Below are 24,719 nucleotides of genomic sequence, written 5' to 3' on the forward strand. Positions count from 1 at the left end.
CCCCCACACCCAAACCGGCACGAAAGCCGGACCCCGACCCCTCACGAAAGCACCCCGGCGGATCCGGGTTCAGTGGTGTCGGGGTCGGTCCAGTTGGCGGCCTCGCCACCGGGCCAGGGGGTGATGCGGGTGGGGCGGTCGCGGTCCAGGCGTGTGCCGGAGATGGCGACCCAGTCGCGCAGCCGGTCGCGGGCGAGGGCGAAGTCGTGGTGCCAGGCCAGGGCCTGGTTGCCCTTGGCTTGCGGGTCGTAGCAGAACAGCCAGTGCTGGCGCAGCGCGGACAGCTCCCAGACCAGCTCTCGGTGGCGGTGCCACAGCGGCGGGATGACCTGGGCGGGCAACCCGTACTCGTGGCGCAGCCAGTCGACCCAGGCGTTCAGGTCGAGCAGCTCCTGCTCGAGGTCTTCGGGCGGCAGGGTGCGCCAGTTGACCGGTCGGGGGACCTCGCCGAGGACCTGGCTGATGTGCTGCTCGTACTGGGCCCGCACGATGCGGCGCAGCTGCTCGCCGGTCTCCTCGGGCAGCAGCGGCAGCTGGTCGTCAGGGGTCTGGGTCATGGCGGGCAGCTCCCGGTGCTGGTTCGGCGGAGCGAGGGGATCAGGCGGAGGGGCGCCGCCGGCGGGAGGCTGCGGGTCCGGCCGGCGGCGCCCCGGCTCATCGGGCGACGGCCTGACGCGTCGGCGTGGTCTGGCTCGTCGTGGCTGGCTGGTCGGGAGTGACGGCGGCCTGCCGGGCGGCCAGCGCGCCGGTCGCCGGGGCGCGTTCGCCACCGCCGCGGCTCGGGGCGTCCCGCTCGGGGGTGTCGCGTTCGGGGCGAGTGCGGTCGACGGTGTAGGTGGTGCGGTTGTTGTCGTGGCCGATGCGGGAGGCGACGAACTGGTCACGCTCGACGTCGCGGCCGTCGACGTTCTGGGTGTAGCTGCGGGCCTCGCCCTCGGCGATGAAGTTGTCGCCCTTGCGGAACTGGTTGTAGGCACGCTCGGCGGAGCGGCGGAACATCACCAGGTCGGTGAAGGTGGGCTCGAGCGGGGTGTAGCTGCCGTCCTCCTCGCGGCGGAACTGCTCCTGGCCGACGCGGGCGTAGAAGCGGGCGTCGCCGGTGGCGGTGAACGACAGCTGCGGGTCGGAGGTGATGAACCCGGACAGCGACTGGCGGGTGTGCAGCGCCATGAGGTTCCCCTTTCGCGGGTGTGGACGCAGCCCGCGGCGCGGGCTCGCCGGTCAGGTACGCCACGCGCCCCGACGAGAACGGGTAGGTCGGCTAGACGCCCTGGTGGAGGGCGGTCTCGACGGCGGCGCGTTGCTCGCGTAGCTGGTGGGCGTCGCGGCGGGTGGTCCAGGCGCGTAGGTCGGTGATGATGGGGCGGGCGGTGCGCAGTAGGACGACCCCGGTGCCGAACGGCAGGGTCCGCAGCACGTCCGGCGGCAAGATCGCCAGCCGACGTAGCGAGCGTTGGGTGGAGCGGGCTCCGTAGGCGTCGGTGGTGACTGAGTCGGTGGACTCGTCGCGTTCGCCGATCAGGGTGGACAGGTCTTGCAGGTCACGGCTGTTGGAGGCTCCGCCGAGGACGACCTTGACGATCGAGGCGTCCCAGATCGCGTTGGCGTTGTTCTCTCCCCACTTCTCCCGTGCCTGGGCCAGCGACTGCAGGACGGGCATGGTGGTGATGCCGGTGCCGCCGCCTTCGGCCATCAGGGTCGGCAACGACGGCAGCGGCGCCAGTGCGCCGATCTCGTCCAAGGCGAGCAGCAAGGGCGGGTCCAGCCGGGCGCCGGCCGAGCGGGCGGCCAGCCGGCGGGCGGTCTCGACGAGGTCCTCGATGAACGCCGCGACCAGGGACGCGGCCGCCCCGGCGCCGGCTCCGGTGGCCAGCAGGTAGAGGGTGCCGTGCTGGCGCAGGAACTCCGCGGGGTCGAACTCCTCACCGGGATGCGGGCAGACCGCGTCCAGCACCCGCGGGTCGGCCAGCGCGGCCAGGGCGAGGGAGACGCCTTGCCAGATGGAGTCGCGGGTGCGGGGGTCGGCCTGCACCATCGCGTCCAGGGACTCGGCCCAGCCGTCGGCGGCCTGCGGGTGGGTCGACAGGACCCGGACCGCGTCGGCGGCCAGGGTGGGGCTCAACGCCCACTGGTACAGGGTGCGCGCGTCGCGGGAGTCCAGGGCAGCGGCGTGCAGCAGGGACTGCAGGGCGCTGGTGGTCTTGCCTTCCCAGAACCCGGCGTCCTGCACCCCGACGAACCCGGTCGCGGCCGACAGGCCTCGGGCGCGGATCATCGCGGTCAACGGGTCCTGACAGCCACGCACCGGCGACCAGCGCATCCCCGCCGGCAGGCCCGGGGCCAGCTGCTGGGGGTCGAACACCGCGACCGGGCCACGGTCCTGACGGGCGGTCAGGGTGGTGGTCAGGTTGTCGGGGCGGGTGCTGGTGGTGATCACCGCCCCCGGGGCGTCCAGGATCGCGTTGATCACCAGGTGCAGCCCCTTGCCCGACCGAGGTGGGCCGATCACCAAGATAGAGTCCTCGACCGTGGCCCACACCTGCCGGTCCTTGCTGCTGCCCAGCAGGTAGCCGACCTGGTCGGGTGCGACCTTGCCGGACAGCGAGGGCCGCAGCGTGCCGGCGCGTTTGAGGATCGAGCGGGCCGAGGCGGCGTGCGCGACCTCGCTGCCGGTCGCGGTGCCGGACAGCCGGTGCGGGTCGCTCGTCGAGCGTGCCCGCCGCACCGCCCGCCACCCGAGCACCGTGGCAGCGGCCCCGGCAGCGAGCAGGAGCACCGCGACCGCCCAGTAGGCGACCGGGTTGAGCCCGGGGGCGCCCAGCGCGCCGGCCGGGTCTGCCGGATGGGCCAGGACGGCCAGGCCGGCGCTGAATCCCCCGGTCGGCCGTGGTCGACCGGTGACGGCGGCCGCGACTGTCCCCGCCAGCCACAGCACGCCGCCGAGGCCAACAACGGCGAGCACGGCGCCGAGGGCGAGGTTGACCAGTGTGTCGTCGCTAGCACGCGGCTGTGCCCGGACAGCCATGACGGTGTCCTTCCTGGCCGCGCGAAGGAGCTGGGCGCAGTCAGGGGACAGGTGCGATCAGGCGGTCGGTCTCAGCAGGTCGGCCCGACGCTCATGGCAGACGGGGACATGCAGCGGAGGGGCCTCACCGCCCCAATCCAGGGCGGCGGTCGTGGCCCGGCGGCGGCTGGCTGACGGTCGGGTCGCGCCGCGCGGTCGGACCGAGCTCCATCCCCGAGGTGGACCAGGGGGGCTCGAGGAGGCTGCGGACGTCGTCGTAGTCGGTGATCAGGGTCGCCAGGTGCTCGCGCAGCAGCCGGTGGCATCCGGCCGAGGCGGCGCTGGTCACCGGCCCGGGGACCGCACCGACGGGTCGACCCAGCCGGATGGCCTGTTCGGCGGTCGTCAGCGCGCTGGACCGGTAGGCGGCCTCGACGATGACGACCGTGTCCGACAGGGCAGCCATCAGCCGGGCGCGCTGGGTGAACCGGGTCCGAGTCGGCAGTACGCCAGGTGGGGCCTGGCTGACCAGCAGGCCGCTTTGCCCGATCCGGGCGAGCAGCTCCTGGTTGCCGGCCGGGTACGGCCGGTCCAGCCCTCCGGCGAGCACGGCGACGGTTGGCCCGCCGCCGGCGAGCGCCCCCCGGTGCGCCTGGGTGTCGATCCCGTAGGCGCCGCCGGCTACCACCTGGCAGCCGTCTCGGACGGCGGCCTCGGCCAGGTCGACGGCGACCTGCTCGCCGTAGCGGGTCGCGGCCCGGGACCCGGTGAGCGTGACCCGACGAGCCACGGGCGCCGACAGCAGGTCGACCTCGCCTTTGGCCCACAGCGCGATCGGTGCCCGCGGTCCCAGGGCGCGAAGCCCGTCCGGCCAGCGCGCGTCGCCAGGGATCAGCACCGCGAGGCCGTCGCGGTCGGTGCCGTCCAGCACGTGTTGCGCCTGTGCCAGGTCCAGCCGTGAGGCTGCGTGCCGTACCCACAGCTCGCCGCTCACGCGATCGAGCTCGTCGGGCAACGCGGCGCCGGCCGCGATCGCAACGGCGCCGCGGGCCCCCACCAGCGCCACGAGCCGGCCGGTCAGGGGGTCGCCCGGCTCGCAGAACGTGGCCAAGATCATCCGCGCCGTACGCTCGTCGCTGGCTAGTGTCTCGATCCCCTGCACGCCGGGCTCCTCGTCCCTCCGCGGTCAGTACGCGCGGTAGGTGCGACGGGCACCCCGGGAGCGGCGTGGCCTTGACTGGCGGCCCTGACCGGCCCGTCCGCGGCAGAGCCGCACCCGGAGTCCGTAGTCACCGCTTACGCGATATCATCATCGCGGATATGAACACTCCAGCGCCGCGTCTGTCTCCACTGTTCCGCTCGGACACCCAGGCGGAGATCCTGGCGCGCCTGATCCTCAACCCCGACCGCAGCTACACCACGGCCGAGCTGGCCCGCGCCGCCAGCGCCCCCTACGCCACCGCCCACCGGGAGGTGCAGCGCCTGATCGACGCCGGCCTGCTCACCCAGGAGAAGGTCGGCCGGGCGATCCGGCTGTCCGCCAACCAGTCGGACCCCGCGTTCGCCCCGGTCGGCGAGCTGCTGCGCCTGTCCTATGGCCCAGCCGTCGTCGTGCCCCGGGTGCTGGCCGGCCTGGCTGGCATCCAGGAGGCGTACCTGTACGGCTCGTGGGCGGCCCGCCGAGAGGGGGAGAGGGGCAGCCCCCCCGGCGACATCGACGTACTCGTCGTCGGCAACCCACCCCGTAGCGAGATCCACGACGCCGCCGCCCACGCCGAGCAGGTGCTCGGCCGGGAGGTCAACATCCGCCTGGTCTCACCGCAGGCCTGGCGCGAGGGGACCGACCTGTTCGTCAAGACTGTGCGCGATCGGCCTCGCATCCGCCTCGACCTGCAGGAGAACTCATGGTGAGCCGGTGGGAACGCGGCCGAGCCGAGGTCGACCAGCTGCTCACCCAGGCCCGCCTGACCCGCGTCGAGCCCAACCGCGAGCTCGCCGACAGCTACCTCGACCAGGCACGCGCCCACCTGAGTGCAGCGGCGGCGGTCACCGACCTGGACGCGGCGGGCGCGTTCGTGCTCGCCTACGACGCCGCGCGCCTCGCACTGGCGGCGGTCCTGGTCAACCAGGGGCTACGCCCGCGCGGGGAGGGCGCGCACGCGGTGCTGCTCGAGGCCGTGCTCGCCCAGCTCGAACCACCACGCCAGCAGGAGTTCCGCGAGTTCGACTGGATGCGCCGGCTGCGCAACGACACCCAGTACCCGGACGCCGACCGGCCCACCGCGGTCGCCGACGACGTCGCCCAAGCCATCCCCGCCGCCCAGGCGATCCTCGAGCGCGCTGCATTGCTGCTGGACCACATGCCGCCCTACTGACCGGTCGGACCCATGTCAGCACCACGGCCGCGTAGTAGTCGGCGCCACCCGGGCAGGAGCCGGCACCTGCGACTCGCCTGTGGACGCTACTTCTTCGCGAACGTCCCCAGCGAGGCGGCGTATAGGTCGGGATCGCTGCAGGTGGTCTCGGTCACCAGGAGCACCGAGTCACTGATGATCCGTGTGTACTGGCCGCGGCACGGGATGGTGATGACCTTCGTGAGCCCCGCCTCCCACGCCGGGATCAGCGCCTGCAGTGACCGGCGCTCGGGTTCCTCGGCCAACGACCGGGGCCGCTGGCTCTTCAGGGCCAAGAGTCGGGCTCGTGACCATGCTCGGTAGCTCTCGTCGAACGCAGCATCGCCGAAGCGCTCACGCCAGGTCGGCCCGACGAGCTCACGAAGCAGCTCCGCACGCTCCTGCGGCTGCGTCGCGTTGCGGATCTGCTCCTCGAACCGTGATGGCTCGAAGGGCACCGCAGTGTGACTGACGGCGGCTTCCCACACCTCGGGCCAGGCCGCCTCCCACGCGGCACGATCCTCCGGCTCTCCCGAACGCGCAGGCACATCGACGAGCAGAGGAGGTTGGTCGCCGGCTGGGTGCAGCCCCCACGCCTCACGAACCCAGAGCAGCTCCAGGAGCTGGTCCCGGTCGGGGTCGATCGACAGGACCATGTCGTGCGGCCACGGATTGCTCCCCAGCGGAGTGACCGATCGCACCGCACCTCTCCCTTCCCACGCACCCAGGCTCGCGAACCAGTATCGTCCTCGCGCTCAGCACAGCACCGGATGCCACCGGCCCTCCACCTCGCCGCGGGCGCATCTGGTCGCTCCGGTTCCGCGAGCAGCGCCTTCGGCTGATAGGCCGCGCCGGTGGTGGGCACTCAGGTTCCCGAGATTTCCGAACGGGAACCGCGGAACCCGTGGCCTTCAATCTCTATGCGTCGAAGTTCGTTGGCTGCTCGGAGCTGCTTCATGGGGCGCCTTCCCTTGCGGTTGTAGGTTCTCTGGGTCGGAGAGCCGGGATGAAGAACCGTCACTGTGGGTGACGGTTTGTCGGTATGGTTGACGCATGGTCGGCCAGCGCGAACCCGAGCGGTCATGAAGCTCGTCGCGCTGCGCGGCGGCGCTGGTGACGATGAGGTGCTGCGGACTGCGCAGGATGTCGAGGACTTCGAGCAGGAGATCGTCGACGAGTACGCGATCGCAATGGCCGCCGCAGGTCTCAGCGACGGGCATGTGAGCCATACGCGCGCGACGGTCATCGAGTTCGCCCGGTCGCTGACGGGGCCGCTGTGGGAGGCATCGTTCCAGGACGCGGACCGCTTCCTCGCCGAGCAGCGCCGGATGGGCCATGCCGTGAGCACCCGGGCGGGCAAGGCCGGCGCGCTGGCGCAGTTCTTCGAGTTCGTCATCGCCCGCTATCAGGGCCAGATCCACCGCATGACCGGCGTGGTGGTCGCCCAGCCGATCGACGACTTCAACCGGCAGTCCGGTGCCTCGCTCGGCAAGGTGCGGGTGCCGCCAGCGGAGGCCGAGGTCGACGAACTGTTCGCCGCGTGGCGGCAGTCGATCCCCGACGCGCGGAAGTATCTGCCCGCCGCGCGTGACTACTTCGCCGCATCGCTGTGGCGCAGGGTGGGCTTGCGGATCACCGAGACGGTCATGCTCGACATCCGCGACTGGCGGCCGGACCTCAGCAGTCTCGGCAAGCTGCATGTCCGGTTCGGGAAGGGCTCGCGCGGCCGCGGGTTCAAAGCCCGCCTGGTCCCGGCGATCAACGGCGTCGACGAGCTCATGGACTGGTGGCTGGCCGAGGTGCGGCACCAGTTCGGCGACGACTGGAACAACCCCGACGCCCCGCTGCTGCCCTCGGAGCGATTCGACGAGGACCTCGGCCGCTGCGGCCGCGCGGGCGACTATGCACTGCGACGCGGCCTGTCCATCCAGACCGAGCGGTTCCTGCCGGCCTGGTCGGGACGGCTGACGCCGCATGTGCTGCGCCACTACTGCGCCTCCTCGCTCTATGGCGCGGGGATGGACCTGAAAGCGATCCAGGAGCTGCTGGGACATCAGTGGCTCTCCACGACGTCGGGCTATATCCACGTGCGCAGCGAGCACGTCGAGCTGGCCTGGCGCAACGCCAACCAGCGGGTCGAGGCCCGCTTCGCCGAGGAAAGGTGAGCCGCCCGTGCAGTGGAATCTGAGGATGCGAGCCGCCGAGCGCGGCATCTGGAAGTCCGCCGAGCTGCGGCGGATGCTCGCCGCCGCGGGCCTGGAGATCAGCGCCGGGAAGATGTCGGGCTGGTGGGCCGGGACCCCGCCGACGATCCGCCTCGACGAGCTCGACGTGCTGTGCGCGCTGCTGGAGTGCTCCCCGTCGGACTTGATGACCCCGGAGCCGGGCAAGGTCGCCGCCCGCCGACCGCAGAAGGCCGAGACCATCAACGGCGAGAACGACGCCCCGCCCCGGATCACCCCGCGCTTCGGCAAGCCCCGCTCCGAGCCGCCGTTGTGAGTCCGGCCGCGGGCAAGGACGCGCCGCTGCGCGTCCCACCGCTGTGCAACAAGTGCCAGCGGCGCCGGGTCGCGTGGAGCAAGCCCCGCGTCGACTTCTGCTACCACTGCCTGCCCGGCGGCCCGTTCACCCCGCCGCCCTGCGCCCGCTGCGGATCGACGACCGACTACTTCAGCCAGGGCCTGTGCCAGCGGTGTCATCCCCGCGCGCCGGAGAAGATCGGCTCCTGCAAGGACTGCCTCGCGTGGGGCGTGTTCCCGCAGCACAACTTCCTGTGCTGGACGTGCCGCTGGTGGCGGACCCACTACCCGCGAGGCGTGTGCGACTACTGCGGCCGAGACACCACGGTCGGCGACCAGGGCGCCTGCCGGCTGTGCTTGGAGCAGGCGCGGATGCTCCAAGAGCCTGGCCGGGCGCTCGACCTCGCCGGCGCGAACAAGCACGGCCAGCAGCTGTTCTTCGCCAACATGCAGTTCCAGCGATTCAACACCCGTCGCGCCGAGCTGCCGCCGCGCCGGGTGAACAATTGGAAGACGCCCGGAGGCTGGGGCCGCCCCGGCCCGCCGCCGAAGCGCCTCGCGCTCGACGAGTGGGTCCAGCCCACCCTCATCGACGTCGAGCCCGACCCAGAGCGGCTGCTGCAGCGCGCCCTGATCGAGAACAGCGAGCTGACCCGATACTGCGCTCCGATCGTGCGCGAGCATGCCGAACGATTCGGCTGGTCGAAGAAGCAGCGCAACGACGTCGTCCGGTCGCTGCGGCTGCTCCAGACCATCCGCGACAGTCCGACCGCGAAGATCCGGGCCTCCGATGTGCTCGTGCTGCCCCGCTGGGGTGGCAGCATCGCGTCCGCGCTCGACGTGCTCGAAGCCGCAGACCTGCTCATCGACGACCGTCCCCGCCCGCTCGAGCTCTACTTCACCACCAGGACCGCGGCCCTGCCGCCGGTCATGCGTGAGCAGCTCGAGACCTGGATGAACGTCCTGCTCGGCGGCGCGACCAGCGCACCACGGCAACGCTCCCGGCACCCGCTGACGGTGAAGACGCATCTCCGCTCCGTCGTGCCCGCCGTCACCGCATGGGCCGACGCCGGCCACCAATCCCTCGCCGAGATCACGCCCGCGCAGGTGCGCGCCGCGCTGCCCGAAGCCGGCGGCAGCCAGCGAGCCCTCGCCGAGCGCGGCCTCCGCTCCCTGTTCAAGACCCTCAAGGCCCGCAAGCTGATCTTCGCCAACCCGGCCCGCGGACTCAAAGGCACCCAGCTCAACGGCACCGTGCCGCTGCCGATGGACACCGCCCTCATCCGCGAGCACTTGAACTCGCCCAAGCCGGTCATCGCCCTGGCCGTCGCCCTCGTCGCCTTCCACGCCCTGACCGCCAAGGAGGTCTCCGAGCTGCTGCTCACCGACATCGTCGACGGGCGCCTCACCCTCGACGGCCGAGTGATCCCGCTGGCCCAGCCCGTCAGGGAGCGCCTCGCCCGGTGGCTCGACTACCGCCAGCAGAAGTGGCCGAACACGCAGAACCCGTACCTGATCGTCAACCAGCGCACCGCGCCCAGGCTCATGGCCGCCGGCCGGACCTATCCCTGGCAGCAGGCCGGCATCGGCCCGCAGAAGCTCCGCGAGGACCGCATCCTCGTCGAGGTCCGCGCCACCGGCGGTGACGCCCGCCGCCTCAGCGACCTGTTCGGCCTCGGCATCGAGAGCACCAACCGCTACGTCGACACGCTCGGACACCCCGCCCTCACCGGCGAGGACTCGCAGGTTCCGGGAACTTCGACCCCGACGTAGGCTGTAGCCGTCGTGGACCTTCATGTTCCCGCCAAAATCGTCAAGAATCGCGGGAACATCTAGCTTTTTTCGCTGAAACGTTGGCTGGTGTCGAAGGCGGCCAGCTCGGCCGGATGCAGCTGAGCCTGCACGAGATAGGACCTGTCCTTGATGCGCCACAGGCCCTGTCCGGTGCCCAGGGTGGGCAGCAGCTTCTGTTCGGTGCCGGTCAGGGCGAGCAGGTCGCCGGTGATGCCGAGCTGGTCGCTCTCCTGCCGGTAGATGATCCGGGTCTCGGCGTTCGCCAGCAGGCTGGAGGCCAGAGCGCGGGTGGCCGTTCCGGCGTCGCCGACGTTGTCCAGGTCGCTCAGCTTGTGGAAGATCAGCAGGTTCGCGATGCCCAGATGCCGGGCCAGGCGCCACTGGGCGTCCATCCGGCGCAGCAGCGCCGGGTAGGCCATCAGACGCCAGGCTTCGTCGTAGATGACCCAGCGTTGTCCGCCGTTCGGATCGGCGAGGGCAGACTCCATCCACGCGGACGAGCAGCTCATGAGGACCGACAGCAGGGCGGTGTTCTCTGCCAGGCGGGACAGGTCGAGGCTGACCATCGGCGCGGTCGGATCGAACCGAACGGTAGAAGGCCCGTCGAACAGACCTTGCAGATCGCCGGCCACCAGGCGGCGCAACGCATGCCCGACCAGCCGCCCGTCCTCAGCGAGTCGCCCGTCGGGGTCGTCACCCAGGTCGGGGGACAGGATCCGGTCGACCACCATGGGCAGGATCGGGACCGATGCTTGGGCGACGGTGGCGCGCAGTGCCAGGTCGACGGCGGTGTGCTCGAGCGGGGACAGCGGCCGGGTCAGGACGGTCTCGGCCAGGGCGCCGATCAGGTCGCGGCGGCGGGCGGCCAAGGTGGTGGCCCACTCGGTGTCGGACAGGCCGGAGGGTCGGTAGCCCTCGTCGAGCGGGTTCAGCCGGGCGGGCAGGCCGTGGCCGAGGACGATGGCCCGTCCGCCGACGAGCTCGGCGATCTTGGTGTGCTCGCCTTTGGGGTCTCCGGGCACGTAGACCCGTCTCCCGAACGGGATGGACCGGGTGTACAGGCTCTTGGCGAGGGCTGACTTGCCGGCTCCGACGATGCCGGCGAGCACGAGGTTGGGGGCGGTGATCACGCCGCGCTGGTAGAGCACCCACGGGTCGTAGACGAACGAGCCTCCGGCGTACAGGTCCTGCCCAACGAACACCCCGTCGGAGCCCAGGCCGGCCTCGGCCAAGAACGGGTAGGCGCCCTGTAGGGCGGCGGTGGTGTCCTGGTGGGCCGGCACGCGCAGCCGCCGCCAGGAGCGCAGCCCTGCCGGTCCGGGCTCCCCGGCACGCGGCAGGTACCGGATGCCGACCGCCTCCGCGCGGGCCGCGGCCTGTTCAGCGTTGTAGGCGGCTCGCCGGGCTGCCCGCTGGCTGGCGCGCAGGTCGTGTGCTTGGCGCCGGTGCTGGCGGCGCACCCGCCGGCTGGTGTGGTCGGGCTCGACCAGGAGCGCGGTGTGCAGTCGGGTGGGGTCGTGCGGGTCCATCGGGGATGTGCCTTCGACGTCGCGGACGGGCGGACGTCGATCAGGTGCGGCTCACACCCCCCGGGCCAGGGGCAGGGCGGCGGCGACGAACCCCTGGGCTTGCTGGCCGACCAGGCGGCGGGTCTCGCAGGCGGCCTGGATCGCGGCCTGCTCGATCGCCGCGACCGCACCGTCCAGCTCGCTGCTGGTGGGAGCGGAGACCGCGATCAGGCCGCTGTAGCGGACCAGGGCGTGCCCGGCGGTCAGGTCGGCCTCCTGCTGCAGCACGTCCTGGAACTCCGCTGAGAGCGCAGCGTCCTCGATCTGGCCGATCCGCTGACGTTGGGCGGTGTCGGACAGGTACTCGGTCTTCTGCTTGCGGATGTCGCGGGCGGCCTGGTCGAACCGGACCGGGTCGCACAGCAGGCTGAAACTGCGGCGGATCCCCGAGCTGAGCAGGATCGGGGCCAGGAACCCGGGATAGACCAGGGAGCGGGGCCACTGGCTGATCCACAGCACCGCATGGAAGGCGCTGTCCGAGCGGAGCCGGTCCCAGGACTCCTCGACAGCCACCGGCCCGGCGGTGGCCAGGTCCCGGCCCGCCTGCTCGGCTCGGTCCAGAGTGGGGGCGGTCTGCGGGTCGTAGGCGGTGCGCAGCATCAGCGCCAGCTGGGCGGGGGTGTACCAGGGGGAGGGGCGCAGGTCGGCGGCCCGTAGCGCGGTGGTCAGGGTGGTCATCTCCTGGGCCAGCACCCGGGCGGCACCCTTCAGGCCGCCGCCGGCGGCGCGGATCGCCCGGCTGGCGGCGTGCAGGTCGAGGGACAGCGACAGGGTGCTGGTGTGCCGTTCGCCGGCCGGTCCGGCCCGCTCGATCAGCTCGGTGTAGGTGCGGGCCGCCCAGGAGCCGTCGTCGTGGCCGTGATCTCGCCACCAGGCCGCCAGTCCGGACCCAGAGTCCGGCAGGGTGCGCTCGAGAACCTGCAGCCGTCCGATCCGCCCTGACCGGCACACGGTGGCCAGCACTCGCCCCCAGGCGTGCACCCGGCGTTCCTGCTCGGCGGGGTCCATCAACGCGAACGACGGATGGGTCACCTCCAGCAGCACGGTCAACGTTCCGGCGTGCGGGTCGTGCACCATCACCGCCCCGGTCGTGAGGTCCTGGAGCTGGCGCAGCGGGGCCGCGTCGCCGGGCAGCGCCAGCGTGCCGGCCGGCCGGGGCCGGGTTAGGTGCCGCCGGTAGCTGGTCTGCCCCACCGCCCGCCGCAACCACCAGTGCCCGACCAGCGGCACCCAGCCCACCAGCGGCCGGCCGGCCACCTTGACCAGGGCGAGCCCGACACCGCCAGCCCAGGCCGGCACGGTGTACGCCACGGCCGGGCCTCCGACGTACAGGGAGACGACGAACACCGCGGCAGCCACCGCCAAGACCGTGACCTGAGGCACTGATAGGCCGAGCAGCAGGCCACGGGTGGTCAGCCGGGAGAACTTCACCGCCGAGAGCTCGACGGGACGGCTCGATGTGGCCATGACGCTCCTTGCACGAGAAAGACCGGCATCCACTCGGGCAGGTACGTTCACTGCGCTGGCGCGACGCGGCGGTCGCGCTGGTGGCCGTCGCGCGAGCCCGGTCGGGGCGTCGGGCAACCAGGTGCGCGTGCGTACGCGCTGGCGCCACCCGCGAGGGTCATGCCGTCTCGCTCGCTGCAGAGCGTGTGGCGGCTACCGGTCGCCGGGCTCGTCGGACGGCGGCCGCGGCGTGGCGGGTGGCCGGTCCTGAGCGCGCGTCGGTGGCGCCGCGGCCGGTGGAGCAGCAGGTGCTGGCGGCAAGTCCCGGGTGGTCGCAGCGGCCTGCTCTGGCGCGGGTGGCGGGGTCTGCGCCGCCTGTGCGGCAGCCGCCTGCTCGTCGCCCGCCCGCCCCACCCCGGCGCCGAGCCGAGGGCCGGCATTGGCCACATCGGCCACGACCTCAGCGCCAGCGACCGCGACCGCCCCCACCGGCCCGGCTGCCGCCCCAGCCGCCGCGGCACTACCGCCGGCGGCGCCGCCACCGGTCGCGGCACCACCACTGACCGCACCCGTTGTCGCCCCACCACCTGCCGACCCGACGACACCCGACCCCCCAGACGGGGTCGTCGAGACCGTGGGGCTGGCACCCGAGCCGGAGTCGCCGGTGTCTGTCAACACCTGGCGGACGGTGCCCTGGTCCGGCTTGCCGGGCGTCGGGATGGGCCGGTTCATCGACTGCTTGGCTTCCTGTTCCACGCTCATCGAGTGGTACATGTCGAACCCGGCGAAGCTGATCAGCTTGTACGTCATGTACGGGGCGAAGCCGGCGATGAACATCAACACGATGCCGGCCACCGGGTCACTGATCGAGGCCAGGTCGGCGTCGATCGGGGCGTTGACCTGGTTGATCGCCACCAGGAACACGACGACCACGACCAGCTTCGAGAAGATCAAGGCGAGCACGAAGCCGGCCCACCGACCGAACCAGCCGCGGGCGGCATCCCAACTGGATCCGGACAGGGCGATCGGGGCCAGCACGACCCCGACCAGGATGAGAGCCTTGCGCACCAGCAGGCTGAACCACACGATCGCCGCCGCGGCGATCGCCAGGAACGCCAGAAAGATCGTCACGATCGCCCCCGCACCCGGGGCGGCCAGGTTGATCGCCGTCAGCCCGGTCACCAGGACGGCGATCTTGCCGCCCATCTCCTGCAGGGTGGTGCCAGTGGCTTGGATGATCCCGAGGCACAGCTGGTCAACGACCTGCAGCAGGGTCGCGGTCAGGGTCAGGACGAGGAAGGAGCCGAGCACGCTGCGGGCCAGTCCGGTCGCCGCGCGGGTCAGGGCGCTGGGGTCGCGGCGGATCAGGCCGCCGATCAGCTGCAGGCAGAAGAAGATCAGCATCAAGAACACGGCGATGCCGAAGATCACGTTGTAGACACCGACGTAGGACGGGCTGGTCAGGTCGACCAGGGTGGTGGAGTCGAACAGGCCCCACACGCCCTGGAACATCCAGGACGCGGCCTGGGCGCAGGCCTGGGCCAGCCAGTCGAACGGCGCCGAGACCAGCGTGGCCGCGCCTTCGCCGGCCACGTCGCAGACGGTCGAGATCACGGGGACGTCGCAGATGCCGGCCATCACCCACCCCTCTCCAGGTTGTTGCGGGGGCTAGGAGACGGTCTGGCCGACGGTCCAGAAGAAGTTGATCAACGCGACCGAGGCGCCGGTGATGATCGCCGCGCCGCAGGAGACCAGCACCCCGACCTTGCCTCTCGAGGCCAGATGGGGATTGGAGCTGTTGGCGCCGAACCCCCACACCACGGCCGCGATGATCAGCGCCAACACGGACAAGATGAGCCCGACCGTCATCACCGCCCCGACGATCGTGCGCAGGGCGGCGATGCCGGGCAGGCCCGAGTCGTTCGGCGTGATGTCGATTGCCGCGATCAGGACCGAGGCCGCGGTGATGATGGTGAGGCGGGACATGAGGCGGCTCCTTCACGGCGCGGCCCCGCCTGGTTCCCGGGGCTCACCGTGACAGGTGCGCATGCTGCACCGGCTACTGCCTCGCCCGTCCACGTGGGCTCACAACGGACGGGCCCGTGGGTGGAGCCGCGCCCTGGTGCCGGCAGATCCAGCGGCCAACGCCTTGTACTGCCCGTCGGCGGCGACTGACGATTGAGGCCGTTCGTCGCGAGCCCGGCGGGATCGGTCGCCACTCCTTATGATCTGCGGTCGTCAGTTCCGGCACGGCCATGGCGGGGAGTCCTCGCGTCGAGGCTCTCATCAGGTGGCTGCGTCAGCGGTCCCACGATGCCTCGCTCGTAGGCGAGGATGACGGCCTGCACCCGGTCGCGTATGCCGAGCTTGGCGAGCAGGTGGCTGACGTGCGACTTGACCGTCGTCTCGGACAGGTACAGCTCGGCGGCGATCTCGGCGTTGGACATGCCTTGGCCCAGTCGTTCGAGCACCTGCCGTTCGCGAGGGCTCAGCGAGGCGAGGACGGGGTCGACGACCGGACTGCCATCGGGTTCGGGCAGGTGGTGGGCGAAGATGTCCAGGAGCCGGCGGGTGACGCGCGGGGCGACGACCGAGTCGCCGGCGGCGACGGCGCGCACCGCAGCGACGAGCTCGGCCGGGCGGGCGTTCTTCAGTAGGAACCCGGAGGCGCCGGCGCGCAGCGCGGCGAAGGCGTACTCGTCCAGGTCGAAGGTCGTGAGGATGAGGACTCTGGCGTCGGGGTCCGCGTCGAGGATCCGCCGGGTGGCTTCGATACCGTCGACGTGCGGCATCCGTACGTCCATGAGGACGACGTCCGGGCGTAGTCGTCGAACGGCGGCCACGGCGTCCGCGCCGTCGGCGGCTTCGCCGACGACACGCAGTCCGGGCTCGGCCTCCAGTACCAGGCGAAAGCCCATCCGCAGCAGTGCCTCGTCGTCGACGAGCAGCACCCGCACCACCTGGGTCCCGTTGGGGTCGTCGGCGCCGACTCGGGCTGCCCCGGCTGCCTCGTCGGGCTTCGTCACGTGTCGCTCCTGGTCGTGTCGAAGGTGGCCCGGACCTGCCAGCCGTGCCCGCTGGGTCCCGCCGACAGGGTTCCCTGGTGCAGGGCGACCCGCTCTCGCATGCCGACCAGTCCTCGGCCGGCAGTCGCCGCCGGCCGCTGGACCGGTCGGGTGACGTGGCCGCCGTCGTCGGTCACGGTGACGCAGGAGACATCGGTGTCGACATGGATGTCCACGTCGACCTCGTGGGCGTCGGGTGCGTGCCGCAGGACGTTGGTGAGCGACTCCTGCACGATGCGGAAGACGGTCAGCCCCAGCTCGTCCGGCAGGTCGGGACCGGTGCGGAGGACCCGGACCGGCAGCCCGGCGTCTCGGAAGCCGGCCACCAGGGCCTCGAGGTCCTGCGCGGTGGGTTGCGGAGCGGTGGGCGGATGCTCCTCGCGCAGGGCACCGACGACGCGGCGCATGTCCGCCAGGGCGGTCCTGCCGCGCTCGGCCAGGCCGTCGAGCGCGTCGCGGGCTGAGGCCGGGTCGCGGTCCAGGCTGGCGCGTGCCCCGTCGGCCAGGGCGATCATCACCGACAGGCTGTGGGCGACCACGTCGTGCATCTCGCGGGCCACGACGGCGCGTTCCTCCGCCGAGGTGAGCCGGGCGCGCTGTTCGGCGGCCAGCACGCGGGCGGCGCTGCGCTGGACCAGGGCGTCGACGCGTTCGCGTCGTGCGCGCACCGAGGCACCCGCTGCCAGGCAGACGACGCCGGCCATGGCCATGGCGATCCAGGTGAGCAGGTCACGAACGCTGAGCGGGCCGAGCACGGCCAGGTCGAGCGTGCCGGTGGCGGCTCCCCCCGTCGACGGGTCGCCCGGTGGTGCGGTCCCACCGCCGGCGACTCCGATCGGGATGGGTCCCCACCGGCTGACCGTCCAGCCCGGCCCGGTTTGCTGGGCGGTCGGCCAGGCCAGGCTGCCCGCCAGGAGCGCGACGAGCGCGCCAGCCAGCGCCGCCCAGGCGACTCGGGCCGGGCGGGCTGCGGCCACCGCGTACACCGCGGCGCCGACGGCTGGGACAGCGGCGACGACGGGCCACTGGCCTGCCGACCCGGCGACCGAGCCTGCCGTGACGATGACCAGCGTGGCGAGGGGCTGGCGGCGGCGCAGCGCCAGGCCGCCGCCGGCGGCGAGCATCCCGGCCAGGCCGACCCATTGGCGTGCGTCGCCTGCCCAGTGCCCTACGAGGTCGGGCACCGCGAACGCCAACAACGACGCCGCTGCGACCAGGCAGACGGCGACGTCGGCCACAACGGGGTGCTCGGCGACGATCCGTCGCACCCGTCCCAGGTGGCGGGCCTCGGCGGCTGTCAGGGGCCGGCCGGGGTCGGTCTCGGCCGCGACGACGCGTCGATCCGGCGGGGCCGCGGCGACCGGCTCCGCTACCGGGCGGAGCCGGCTCAGACGTCCCTCCGCGACAGCGTCATCGAGGCGGCCACGAGGCACAGCACCACCCACCCGACCAGGATGGCGAAGCCGGCCCACGGCGTGAGCACCACCGTCGAATACTCTCGCGCCGCGGCGATCTCGGCGTCGGCTCGCGTCAGCTGCAGGCCGGCGGTCTGCGGCAGGAAGGCGCCGATGCGCTGCAAGGCGGGGATCGACAGGCTCGTCAACAGGGTCTCGACGACCAGCAGCTCGCCGAACAGCAGCCCCAGCGAACCGGCGGTGCTGCGCACCATCGTCGCGACGCCCACCGCCAGCGCGGCGACGGCCGCCAGGTACAACGGGCCGGAGACCAGCAGCCGCAGCGTCTGCGTGCCGTCGAGACCGAACCCGTACAGGTCACCGCTGACCGCGAGCCCGGCGCCCAACGCCGCCGCGCCGCCGACGACCGAGACCAGCGTCGTCGTGGCGGTGACCACCACGACCTTCGCCCACAGCACGGGCCGTCGTGCAGGTACGACCGCATAGGTGGTGCGGGCCAGCCCGGTGGAGTACTCGCTGGTGACCGTCAGCACCGCGAGCACGAGGACGACCAGTTGGACGATGGACAGCCCGATGACCGGGAACCTGGCGGCGTCGAATGCCGCGACCGGCACGTCGTTCTCGATGGCGGTCGTGGTCATCGGCGCGAGCCCACCGACGACCGTCTGGGCGACGACCGCGGCGACGCAGATGCCCCAGGTCGAGCGCAGCGCCCAGAGCTTGCCCCACTCGGCGCCCACCACACCGGCGAACCCCACCCGTGCATGGCTCCACGCACCGAAGTCGGCGGTGGCGCGCGGCGCCACAACGGCGCTCATCGGACCGACCCGTCGAGTTCGGGGTCGAACTGGTACTCGACGTCCCCGGACGTCAGCGCCAGGTACGCCTGCTCCAGCGAGGCGCCGACCGTCGTCAGCTCCCGCAGCACGATGCCGGCCGCCGCGGCGGCCTCGGCCACCTGCTCGGCGCTCGCCCCGGTGACCTCTAACTCGTCGGCCTCACCGGTGACCACCTGCAGCCCACGGCGTTGCAGCACCGCCGACAGCTCCGCCGGCCTTCTCGTGCGCGCCCGCACGACCTGGCCGCCGGCGGCGGCGACCACCTCATCGATCGGCGCGTCGGCCAAGATACGACCCCGGCCGATCACAAGCAGGTGATCGGCCGTCTGCCCCATCTCGCTCATCAGATGCGACGACAAGAACACGGTGCGTCCCTCGCCCGCCAGGTGCCGCACGAGGTGACGCACCCAGATCACCCCCTCCGGGTCCAGCCCGTTGACCGGCTCATCGAGCACGAGGGTGCCGGGATCACCGAGCAGCGCGGTGGCGATCCCCAGCCGCTGGCCCATCCCCAGCGAGAAGCCGCCCACCCGCTTGTCCGCCACCGGCGCCAGGCCCGTCAGCTCCAGCACCTGCTCGACCCGACGCCGCCCGATGCCGTGCGTGCGCGCGACCCCGAGGAGGTGCTGACGGGCGGTACGGCCGGGATGGAACGCCTTGGCTTCCAGCAGCGCGCCGACGACCCGCAACGGCGCGCGGCACCCGGCATACACGGCGCCGTCGACCAGCACCCGGCCGGCCGTCGGCCGGTCCAGGCCGACCACCATGCGCATCGTCGTCGACTTGCCCGCACCGTTCGGGCCGAGGAACCCCGTCACGCGGCCCGGCTGCACCGTGAACGTCACGTCGTCCACCGCGACCGTGCGCCCGAACACCTTGGACAGCCCCTCGACCTGGATCACATCGAACCCCCTTGCCGCAGACCTGGCGAACGACTCGACGCTAGACAGTCGGCCCATGTCGCCGACACATCCGCCAGGAGGATCTGTCGTCGTCCCAGACCACATCCGAAGGACGAGGGCATCCCTCGCAGGTGCCAGTTCGGATCCGCCAACACACAGGCGAGAGGCGTCGTCGCCGACCCGTTGACTCGGGCCCTGCGCTGCCGGCGATTGCGTCGAGTCTGACGCGCGCGCTGTCGATCGCGTCCGCCGACCGGTCCCGGGTGGCGCACGTGCCGTTGCGGGGCCGGTCTACCCACCGGTGATCTCGAACCCGAGCGACGTCAGGCACATCGCGGCCATGTCGCCGGTGGCGTCGAACGGGGCGTGAGCGAAGCCGTCGTCGGCGTCGTGGTTGAAGTCGTCGACGGTGTAGGTGTCGTCGACAATGTCGTACTTGGTCAGGCATCTCACCGCAGCGTGTGCCGGGTCCAGTCCGTCAGGGTTGACCACCTGCATCCGGTACAGGCTCTCGATGACCATCACTGTGCCCTGGGCACAGACGTAGGTGTCGTTGAGGTATGCCTGGTCGTTCGTGACGTTCTGCGGCTGCCAGCGGTAGATGCCGTTGGACAACTTGACCGCGTCGATCGTGTACCCCTTGCGGCTGGTGCAGTCCAGGTAGCGCGCTACCGCCTCGGCGTAGTCCGCGTCGGAGATCGAGCCGCTCGCGATCGCGCGATCGAGGACGTCGCGCTCGAAGTCGGTGGTCACCGCGTCCCGCGCGAGCCGCAGCTCGTCGGCGAAGCTCGGCCCCGACGTGGGAACTGGAGCGCTTTGGGCGGATGCACATCCTGCAGTCGCCATGAGCAGTGCCAGGGCGAGCGCCCAGACGCCCTTGCGCTGACGTGCATGCACAGCATCCCCCTTGAGCTGGTAAGCAGAGTGGCCAGTGGTCCGCCGCTGACCTTCGACGTCAGCGCCGGACCACTGGCCCCTGGTTGGCGTTCAGTCAGCCGATGTCGCTGCTGACCTGGTAGTACGCCTCCCTCGACCCGACGCCGGCCGCGTGGGCCCACGTCGAACCCTGGTACCAGCCGGTGTCGAAGGAAGCGGAGCCGACGCGCGCGTATGAACGGGTCGAGCCGTGCGTGCAGGTTCCGTAGTCCACGCTCGCGTCCGCTGTGAACAGCGTGGTGCTCGCCTTGCCTGACCAGCAGGCCGCCGCCTGGGCCGGCGCACCGAGCCCCACCACCAGCAGCGGAACGGCGAGCAGACCCGCGAGCGCTCCTCCTATGACCTTCTTGCCCTTCATGTTCGATCCCCTCGTCGTACCGATGGGCTGCCTCGCCGCTGCCTCACGACGAGACGTCTCCCAACGTAGTTCGCTGACCATACGTATGTCTAGCGAAAGGCCGGAGACGTGGCGCCAACCACCGGATTGGCCCTATGAGGGCGGACCGGTGCGCAGTGCGGCGAGCAGTGTGACATCCTGCAGCGGTCGGCTCGTGGCCAAACCGTGGGCGACCTCATGCGCGCCCTGGATGAAGGCGAACCTGTCCAGGCCGCACTGCGCCGTGCGCTCGATGCCGACAGCTGGCTCGTACTCTGCGAAGCGCAGGTAGTCGAGCGCGAGAGCTCGCATCTGCTGTCCCGGGTGGTGCCGACGCCACAGGAAGCTGACCGCCTCGACGAGCAGCAGTCCCGGCAGGTGGTCGACCTCATGGTCGAAGAAGAACGGGTCGGCCACGTCGTAGCCCAGCCGTGTCACCGGCTGTCCCTCGGCACGGCTGTCGAGCACACGTTCGAGGTCCCGAGACAGGGACAGCGTCAACGGATCGGGAGCGTTGCGTCGAAGCGCTTGGAAGTAGCGCGGCGCGAGGACCCTCATCGATCCGCCAGCCGCTGCAACCTGCCCAGCTGCGCCGTCGAGCGTGAGGTCGAGCCGCATGCCGTCGAACACGCCGCGACGCCATGAGACGTCATCGATCGAGACGGTCGCCACCAGTTCGAGTGGCCCACTGTGCGGCATCGTCGCTGAGGACTCGGTTGCCCAGGTGTACCAGGCCGATTGCAGCGTGAAGGCCCAGTCGCGCGGAACCTGGTAGCCGAGGTGCGCGATCGCAATGCCGAGTTGACGGACCACCTCGACGCCGAGGACCTCGCTCAGGCGACCGTCCGGTACCGACAGCCTGCGGTGCCCGCGCGGAACCTGTGCCCCAGCGACCCACAGCGTCGGACCCAGCTGGCGAACGTCCGTCAACAGCACTTCGGCGTTCGCTCTACGGTGGACGAGGCGCCGGTCGACTAGGCGGTCGAAACTGACCTGAGCCACGCCAGCAGCATCGCTGGCGACTTGGAGCGTCGTCATGCGCCATACTCTACCGACCGAACGATCGATCAGTCAGCGAAACGAGAGGCGGATGCATGACCCAGCGCACCGAGCAACGCGAGCGGACTCGCGCCGCCATCCTGGACACGGCGGCCGCCCAGTTCGAGGAGCGGGGGTACCTCGGGGCGTCTATCAGGGACATCTCCGAAGCCCTGGGCCTGACGGTCGGGGCGATCTTCTTCCATTTCAAGACCAAGGAGAGCATCGCCACCGAGCTCATCGCGTCCTACTACGACGAGTGGGATGACCTCATCCGGGAAGCCAACCGCCGACCGAGCAGCGCGCTCGAAGCCCTCGTCTGGCTCTCGATGCGCGTCGCCGACCGGTACCAGCACGACATCCACATCCGAGCCGCGGTCAGGCTCATTCGCGACCACTCGGTGATCAGTGCCTCGTTGCCAACCCCGTACGTCGACTGGGTCAACGTCGCTACCGCGTTCCTACAGCGGGCTCAGAAGGACGGCGAGCTGGCCGAGCACGCGGCGCTCGACATCGACCAGCTGGCCTATCAGCTGGTCTGCACCTGGTTCGGAAACCAGCACATCTCCAACGACCTGACAGGGCGAGCCGACCTCAAGGAGCGCATCGGTCAGATGTGGACGGTCTATCTTCCGGTGCTCACCGGGCGCCCTGCCGACGACCTGCCCTTTGCTCCGATCGGCGTGAAGGCCGCAGGCGCGAGGTGAGCACCGGCGCCGTCGCGTTGGAGCTCTCCGGCGGAGGGCAGGCCCGACTGCCGACGCGCGAGCTCCGATGCCCGGTCGCGACGTGAGTCAAGGAGTCTCGTGAGCAGTGCAGCGCGGGTCCTACTGACCGGGTCGACGGGATTCGTCGGCTCGGCTGCACTCGCGGCGTTGCGGGAGGCCGGGGTGCCGCTCACCCGCCTGGTGCGCACCGAGACACCGGCCAACAGTGAGGAGCGCATCGTGCTCGGCGACCTTTCGGATCGCCGCGCACTTGTCCGCGCCTGCCGGGAAGCGACCGTGGTCGTTCACAGCGCGAGCTACGTCGGCCCCGACCCAGTTCTTCAACAGCAGGTCAATATCGACGGCACCCGCGCCCTCGTCGAGGTCGCCGGTGCTGCAGGGGTCACCCGCCTCGTGTACCTCAGCACCGCGGGAGTGTATGGATCCACCTGGCCGCCAGGCGCGCGGGAAGGGGACCTACGGCCGAACCCGGGCTCTGACTTGAGTCGCAGCCGGCTGGCCGCCGAGGAGATAGTGCTCGACGCGGACGGGATCGTGGTCCGTCCGAACCTCGTGCATGGGATCGGGGACCGCTGGTTCCTAGCACCGCTGCTGGCCGTCATGCGCCGCCATGAGGCTTGGATCGGAAGTGGTGACACGCTGCTGTCGGCAATCGGACGTATCGAGCTCGGCAAGGTGCTCGCGGCGCTGGCGTGCTCCTCGGCGCCTGCCGGGGTGTACCACGCGGCGGCGTCGAAACCGGCACGACTGCGCGAGCTCGTTGAGCCGATCTACGCGCACGCTGGTCTTGTACCGCCTACTCGACGCCTCACTCCTGAGGATGCGATCACTCAGTTGGCGTTGCAGGGCGTCGCCAAACGACAAGTCACGAAGGTCGCGACCGACAACTGGTTCGACACGACGAAGCTGTGGACCGCCCTCGCCACAAACCTCGTCTCCAGCACTGAAGCCAGCTTCGACAGCGACGCGATTGAGTGGTACGCAACGGCACTGAGTCCCTAGAGCCCAGCGGCCCATCGTGTCGAAACTTGTGGGCACCCCGATCCGCCCGGGCGAAGACCGGCTAGGTATGGCGTGCAGATTGACCAACCCGCCTGAACAACACGCCTGGCGGGAGCCTAGAGCAAGTCGCCGACATGCAGCAGAAAGTTCACCCAAGCCACTCCGGCTCCCGACAGGGCGGCGGCGAGCAGGGCTACGAGTACGCCGGTGCGGCCCCGAGCCGCGGTCTGGTAGTTGCCGGTCGAGGTGGACACGGCCCAGACGACGGCTGAGATGATCAGCGTCAGGACCGCCACGATCAGGGTCACGGTCAGCAGGGCGCCGACGATGCTGATGAGCGTGGCGCGGCCGTCGACGGCGTCGAAGTTCGGGTACACGTCCTGATCAGCCAGCCGCTTCGGGCCTGAGTTTGCGGGCATTGGCACCTCCAGAGGTGAGAAGGAGTCCGGGCAGTCACGCCGACAGATGTGCTCCAAATGGTCAACCGAGGTGTCCCCTCTTCTCGGAAGGCTCGGGTGGCTGTGGTTCATGCCGTACAGCGGGGGCCGCCAGCGGTGGGTGTGGTCAGGTGTTGCAGGTCGTGGTCGGCAAGCCAGGGTTCGGGGTCGATGGCGGAGGTGTCGGGTCCGCCGGGGTGTATCTCGAAGTGCAGGTGGGGTCCGGTGGAGTGTCCGGTGCTGCCGACGTCACCGATGTGTTGGCCGGCGATGACGTGGTCGCCGGCGTGGACGTGGATGCCGTTCGTGGTCATGTGCAGGTAGACCGACGCGACGGGCTGGGCGTCGATGGTGTGCTCCAGCACGATGCGACCGGTGCCGTCCTGGGTGAGGCCGGCCTGGAGGACCAGGCCGTCGGCCAGGGCGAGGATCGGTGTGCCGGCGGGGGCGGCCCAGTCGACGCCGGCGTGCAGCCGTCGTTGTCCGGTGAGCGGGTCGTCGCGCATCCCGTAACCGGAAGTGCGCACGTAGGTCCCCGCTGGCAGGGGGAACACCAGGCTGCCGGTCTCCGGCATCGGTGACTCGGAGCTGGTCGGACTTGGGCCGGGCGCCGTGGTGAGGGTGGCCAGGATGCTGGTGGCGGCCGGCTGGTAGGTCTGGTAGCGGTCGGGGAAGGCGGAGACCTCGACGGCTTGGGCCGCCTGACCGGGGGTCAGCTGCTGCCAGCCGGGGATGTCGAGCAGGCCGCGGGGACTGCCGGCGTTGGGGCCGGCGGGTCCGCCGTAGAACGCGCGGGCCTGGTACCCGGGGTCCATGAGCTGGGCGACGGTGCCCCACCCCGCGGCCGGGCGCATCTGGAACAGGCCGAGGGAGTCGTGGTCGGCCCCGTCCCCGTCGTTCGGGTAGGTCGCCGAGTCGGGGTAGGCGCTGGTGTTGGCCAGCTGTCGCAGCCGCGACTCGGTCAAGGCCGCCATCAGGGCGACGAGGATGCCGTCGTATCCGACCCCGGGGGTGCGGGCTCCGGTGTCGATGATGGTGGCGGCGTGGGTGAGCTGTTGGTGGTCCAGGCTGATCGTGGCGCCGGTGCCGGTGGTGACCTGCAGCGCGTCCGGCACCGCCAGCACGCCCAGCCCAGGGGTCAGGCAGGCACCCTGAGCGGTCAGGGCGGGGTTGGCCAGCGTGGCCGCCCCGAGCAGCCCGACCAGCGGGGCGAACATGATCAGCACGAGCCCGACGAGCAGCGTCTTCTTCATCTCG

At 71.2% G+C, this 24,719-nt stretch carries 25 protein-coding genes; 7 read left to right on the forward strand and 18 right to left on the reverse strand.

What is annotated here, in order from left to right:
• Positions 1 to 41: 41 nt before the first annotated feature.
• The 4 genes from BGO37_RS16895 to BGO37_RS16910 form a co-directional block, all read right to left on the reverse strand.
• Positions 42 to 557: a hypothetical protein gene (locus BGO37_RS16895; RefSeq protein ID WP_291756860.1), complete on the reverse strand. Its 516-nt coding sequence runs from the start codon at positions 555 to 557 to the stop codon at positions 42 to 44.
• A 97-nt stretch (positions 558 to 654) separates the two neighbouring features.
• Positions 655 to 1,170: a single-stranded DNA-binding protein gene (locus BGO37_RS16900; RefSeq protein WP_291756862.1), complete on the reverse strand. Its 516-nt coding sequence runs from the start codon at positions 1,168 to 1,170 to the stop codon at positions 655 to 657.
• Positions 1,171 to 1,261: 91 nt separating this feature from the next.
• Positions 1,262 to 3,025 (reverse strand): TraM recognition domain-containing protein, encoded by a 1,764-nt coding sequence (locus tag BGO37_RS16905; protein WP_291756863.1) that lies wholly within the window; start codon positions 3,023 to 3,025, stop codon positions 1,262 to 1,264.
• Between the two features lie 124 nt (positions 3,026 to 3,149).
• Positions 3,150 to 4,166, reverse strand: a complete 1,017-nt coding sequence (locus BGO37_RS16910; RefSeq protein WP_291756865.1) for a DNA-processing protein DprA — start codon at positions 4,164 to 4,166, stop codon at positions 3,150 to 3,152.
• A gap of 158 nt (positions 4,167 to 4,324) precedes the next feature.
• Here BGO37_RS16910 and BGO37_RS16915 point away from each other — a divergent pair, with 158 nt between their 5' ends.
• Positions 4,325 to 4,915, forward strand: coding sequence for an ArsR family transcriptional regulator (locus tag BGO37_RS16915; protein WP_291756868.1), 591 nt, complete (start codon positions 4,325 to 4,327; stop codon positions 4,913 to 4,915).
• A complete protein-coding gene (locus BGO37_RS16920; RefSeq protein ID WP_291756870.1) occupies positions 4,909 to 5,379 on the forward strand; it encodes a HEPN domain-containing protein in 471 nt (156 codons plus the stop codon). Before BGO37_RS16915 ends, BGO37_RS16920 begins: the two co-directional genes overlap by 7 nt.
• Positions 5,380 to 5,465: 86 nt before the next feature.
• On the opposite strand, the gene BGO37_RS16925 is transcribed toward BGO37_RS16920, so the two are convergent.
• Positions 5,466 to 6,053, reverse strand: coding sequence for a hypothetical protein (locus tag BGO37_RS16925; RefSeq protein ID WP_291756872.1), 588 nt, complete (start codon positions 6,051 to 6,053; stop codon positions 5,466 to 5,468).
• 426 nt (positions 6,054 to 6,479) lie between these two features.
• Here BGO37_RS16925 and BGO37_RS16930 point away from each other — a divergent pair, with 426 nt between their 5' ends.
• Genes BGO37_RS16930 through xerC form a run of 3 tightly spaced genes read left to right on the forward strand, consistent with a single transcriptional unit; the run spans position 6,480 to position 9,689 of the window.
• Complete coding sequence (locus BGO37_RS16930) at positions 6,480 to 7,562, forward strand: tyrosine-type recombinase/integrase (RefSeq protein ID WP_291756874.1); 1,083 nt, start codon at positions 6,480 to 6,482, stop codon at positions 7,560 to 7,562.
• Between the two features lie 7 nt (positions 7,563 to 7,569).
• A complete protein-coding gene (locus BGO37_RS16935; protein ID WP_291756876.1) occupies positions 7,570 to 7,896 on the forward strand; it encodes a helix-turn-helix transcriptional regulator in 327 nt (108 codons plus the stop codon).
• Positions 7,893 to 9,689, forward strand: a complete 1,797-nt coding sequence (xerC, locus tag BGO37_RS16940; protein ID WP_291756879.1) for a hypothetical protein — start codon at positions 7,893 to 7,895, stop codon at positions 9,687 to 9,689. The genes BGO37_RS16935 and xerC overlap by 4 nt, the downstream gene beginning before the upstream one ends.
• Positions 9,690 to 9,748: 59 nt before the next feature.
• Here xerC and BGO37_RS16945 read toward each other — a convergent pair whose 3' ends face one another.
• The 11 genes from BGO37_RS16945 to BGO37_RS16995 form a co-directional block, all read right to left on the reverse strand.
• Positions 9,749 to 11,239 (reverse strand): ATP-binding protein, encoded by a 1,491-nt coding sequence (locus tag BGO37_RS16945; protein WP_291756882.1) that lies wholly within the window; start codon positions 11,237 to 11,239, stop codon positions 9,749 to 9,751.
• A 51-nt stretch (positions 11,240 to 11,290) separates the two neighbouring features.
• The gene (locus tag BGO37_RS16950; RefSeq protein ID WP_291756885.1) at positions 11,291 to 12,745 is read right to left on the reverse strand and encodes an SCO6880 family protein; all 1,455 of its coding nucleotides are present in this window, start codon (positions 12,743 to 12,745) and stop codon (positions 11,291 to 11,293) included.
• A gap of 192 nt (positions 12,746 to 12,937) precedes the next feature.
• Complete coding sequence (locus BGO37_RS16955) at positions 12,938 to 14,362, reverse strand: conjugal transfer protein TrbL (protein ID WP_291756887.1); 1,425 nt, start codon at positions 14,360 to 14,362, stop codon at positions 12,938 to 12,940.
• Positions 14,363 to 14,392: 30 nt separating this feature from the next.
• Positions 14,393 to 14,710 (reverse strand): DUF6112 family protein, encoded by a 318-nt coding sequence (locus tag BGO37_RS16960; protein WP_291756889.1) that lies wholly within the window; start codon positions 14,708 to 14,710, stop codon positions 14,393 to 14,395.
• A 236-nt stretch (positions 14,711 to 14,946) separates the two neighbouring features.
• Positions 14,947 to 15,684 (reverse strand): response regulator transcription factor, encoded by a 738-nt coding sequence (locus BGO37_RS16965; protein WP_291756988.1) that lies wholly within the window; start codon positions 15,682 to 15,684, stop codon positions 14,947 to 14,949.
• A gap of 62 nt (positions 15,685 to 15,746) precedes the next feature.
• The gene (locus BGO37_RS16970) at positions 15,747 to 17,027 is read right to left on the reverse strand and encodes a histidine kinase (protein WP_291756891.1); all 1,281 of its coding nucleotides are present in this window, start codon (positions 17,025 to 17,027) and stop codon (positions 15,747 to 15,749) included.
• A gap of 149 nt (positions 17,028 to 17,176) precedes the next feature.
• Positions 17,177 to 18,022, reverse strand: coding sequence for a hypothetical protein (locus BGO37_RS16975; protein ID WP_291756893.1), 846 nt, complete (start codon positions 18,020 to 18,022; stop codon positions 17,177 to 17,179).
• The gene (locus tag BGO37_RS16980; protein ID WP_291756896.1) at positions 18,019 to 18,945 is read right to left on the reverse strand and encodes an ABC transporter ATP-binding protein; all 927 of its coding nucleotides are present in this window, start codon (positions 18,943 to 18,945) and stop codon (positions 18,019 to 18,021) included. Before BGO37_RS16980 ends, BGO37_RS16975 begins: the two co-directional genes overlap by 4 nt.
• Positions 18,946 to 19,236: 291 nt before the next feature.
• Positions 19,237 to 19,842, reverse strand: a complete 606-nt coding sequence (locus BGO37_RS16985; RefSeq protein WP_291756899.1) for a hypothetical protein — start codon at positions 19,840 to 19,842, stop codon at positions 19,237 to 19,239.
• Between the two features lie 94 nt (positions 19,843 to 19,936).
• Positions 19,937 to 20,239: a hypothetical protein gene (locus BGO37_RS16990; protein WP_291756901.1), complete on the reverse strand. Its 303-nt coding sequence runs from the start codon at positions 20,237 to 20,239 to the stop codon at positions 19,937 to 19,939.
• Between the two features lie 132 nt (positions 20,240 to 20,371).
• Positions 20,372 to 21,295 carry an AfsA-related hotdog domain-containing protein gene (locus BGO37_RS16995; RefSeq protein WP_291756904.1) on the reverse strand — a complete coding sequence of 308 codons (924 nt, stop codon included), beginning with the start codon at positions 21,293 to 21,295 and terminating at the stop codon, positions 20,372 to 20,374.
• Between the two features lie 56 nt (positions 21,296 to 21,351).
• On the opposite strand from BGO37_RS16995, the gene BGO37_RS17000 reads away from it, so the two are divergent.
• On the forward strand, positions 21,352 to 22,002 hold the full coding sequence (locus BGO37_RS17000; protein ID WP_291756906.1) for a ScbR family autoregulator-binding transcription factor: 651 nt from the start codon (positions 21,352 to 21,354) through the stop codon (positions 22,000 to 22,002).
• Between the two features lie 99 nt (positions 22,003 to 22,101).
• Positions 22,102 to 23,025: an NAD(P)-dependent oxidoreductase gene (locus tag BGO37_RS17005; protein ID WP_291756908.1), complete on the forward strand. Its 924-nt coding sequence runs from the start codon at positions 22,102 to 22,104 to the stop codon at positions 23,023 to 23,025.
• A gap of 116 nt (positions 23,026 to 23,141) precedes the next feature.
• Here BGO37_RS17005 and BGO37_RS17010 read toward each other — a convergent pair whose 3' ends face one another.
• Both BGO37_RS17010 and BGO37_RS17015 read right to left on the reverse strand, forming a co-directional pair.
• Positions 23,142 to 23,444: a DUF6112 family protein gene (locus BGO37_RS17010; RefSeq protein ID WP_291756909.1), complete on the reverse strand. Its 303-nt coding sequence runs from the start codon at positions 23,442 to 23,444 to the stop codon at positions 23,142 to 23,144.
• Between the two features lie 107 nt (positions 23,445 to 23,551).
• Complete coding sequence (locus BGO37_RS17015; RefSeq protein WP_291756911.1) at positions 23,552 to 24,715, reverse strand: M23 family metallopeptidase; 1,164 nt, start codon at positions 24,713 to 24,715, stop codon at positions 23,552 to 23,554.
• Positions 24,716 to 24,719 lie beyond the last annotated feature (4 nt).

Source organism: Cellulomonas sp. 73-92, assembly GCF_001898175.1.
Taxonomy (GTDB): Bacteria; Actinomycetota; Actinomycetes; order Actinomycetales; family Cellulomonadaceae; genus Cellulomonas.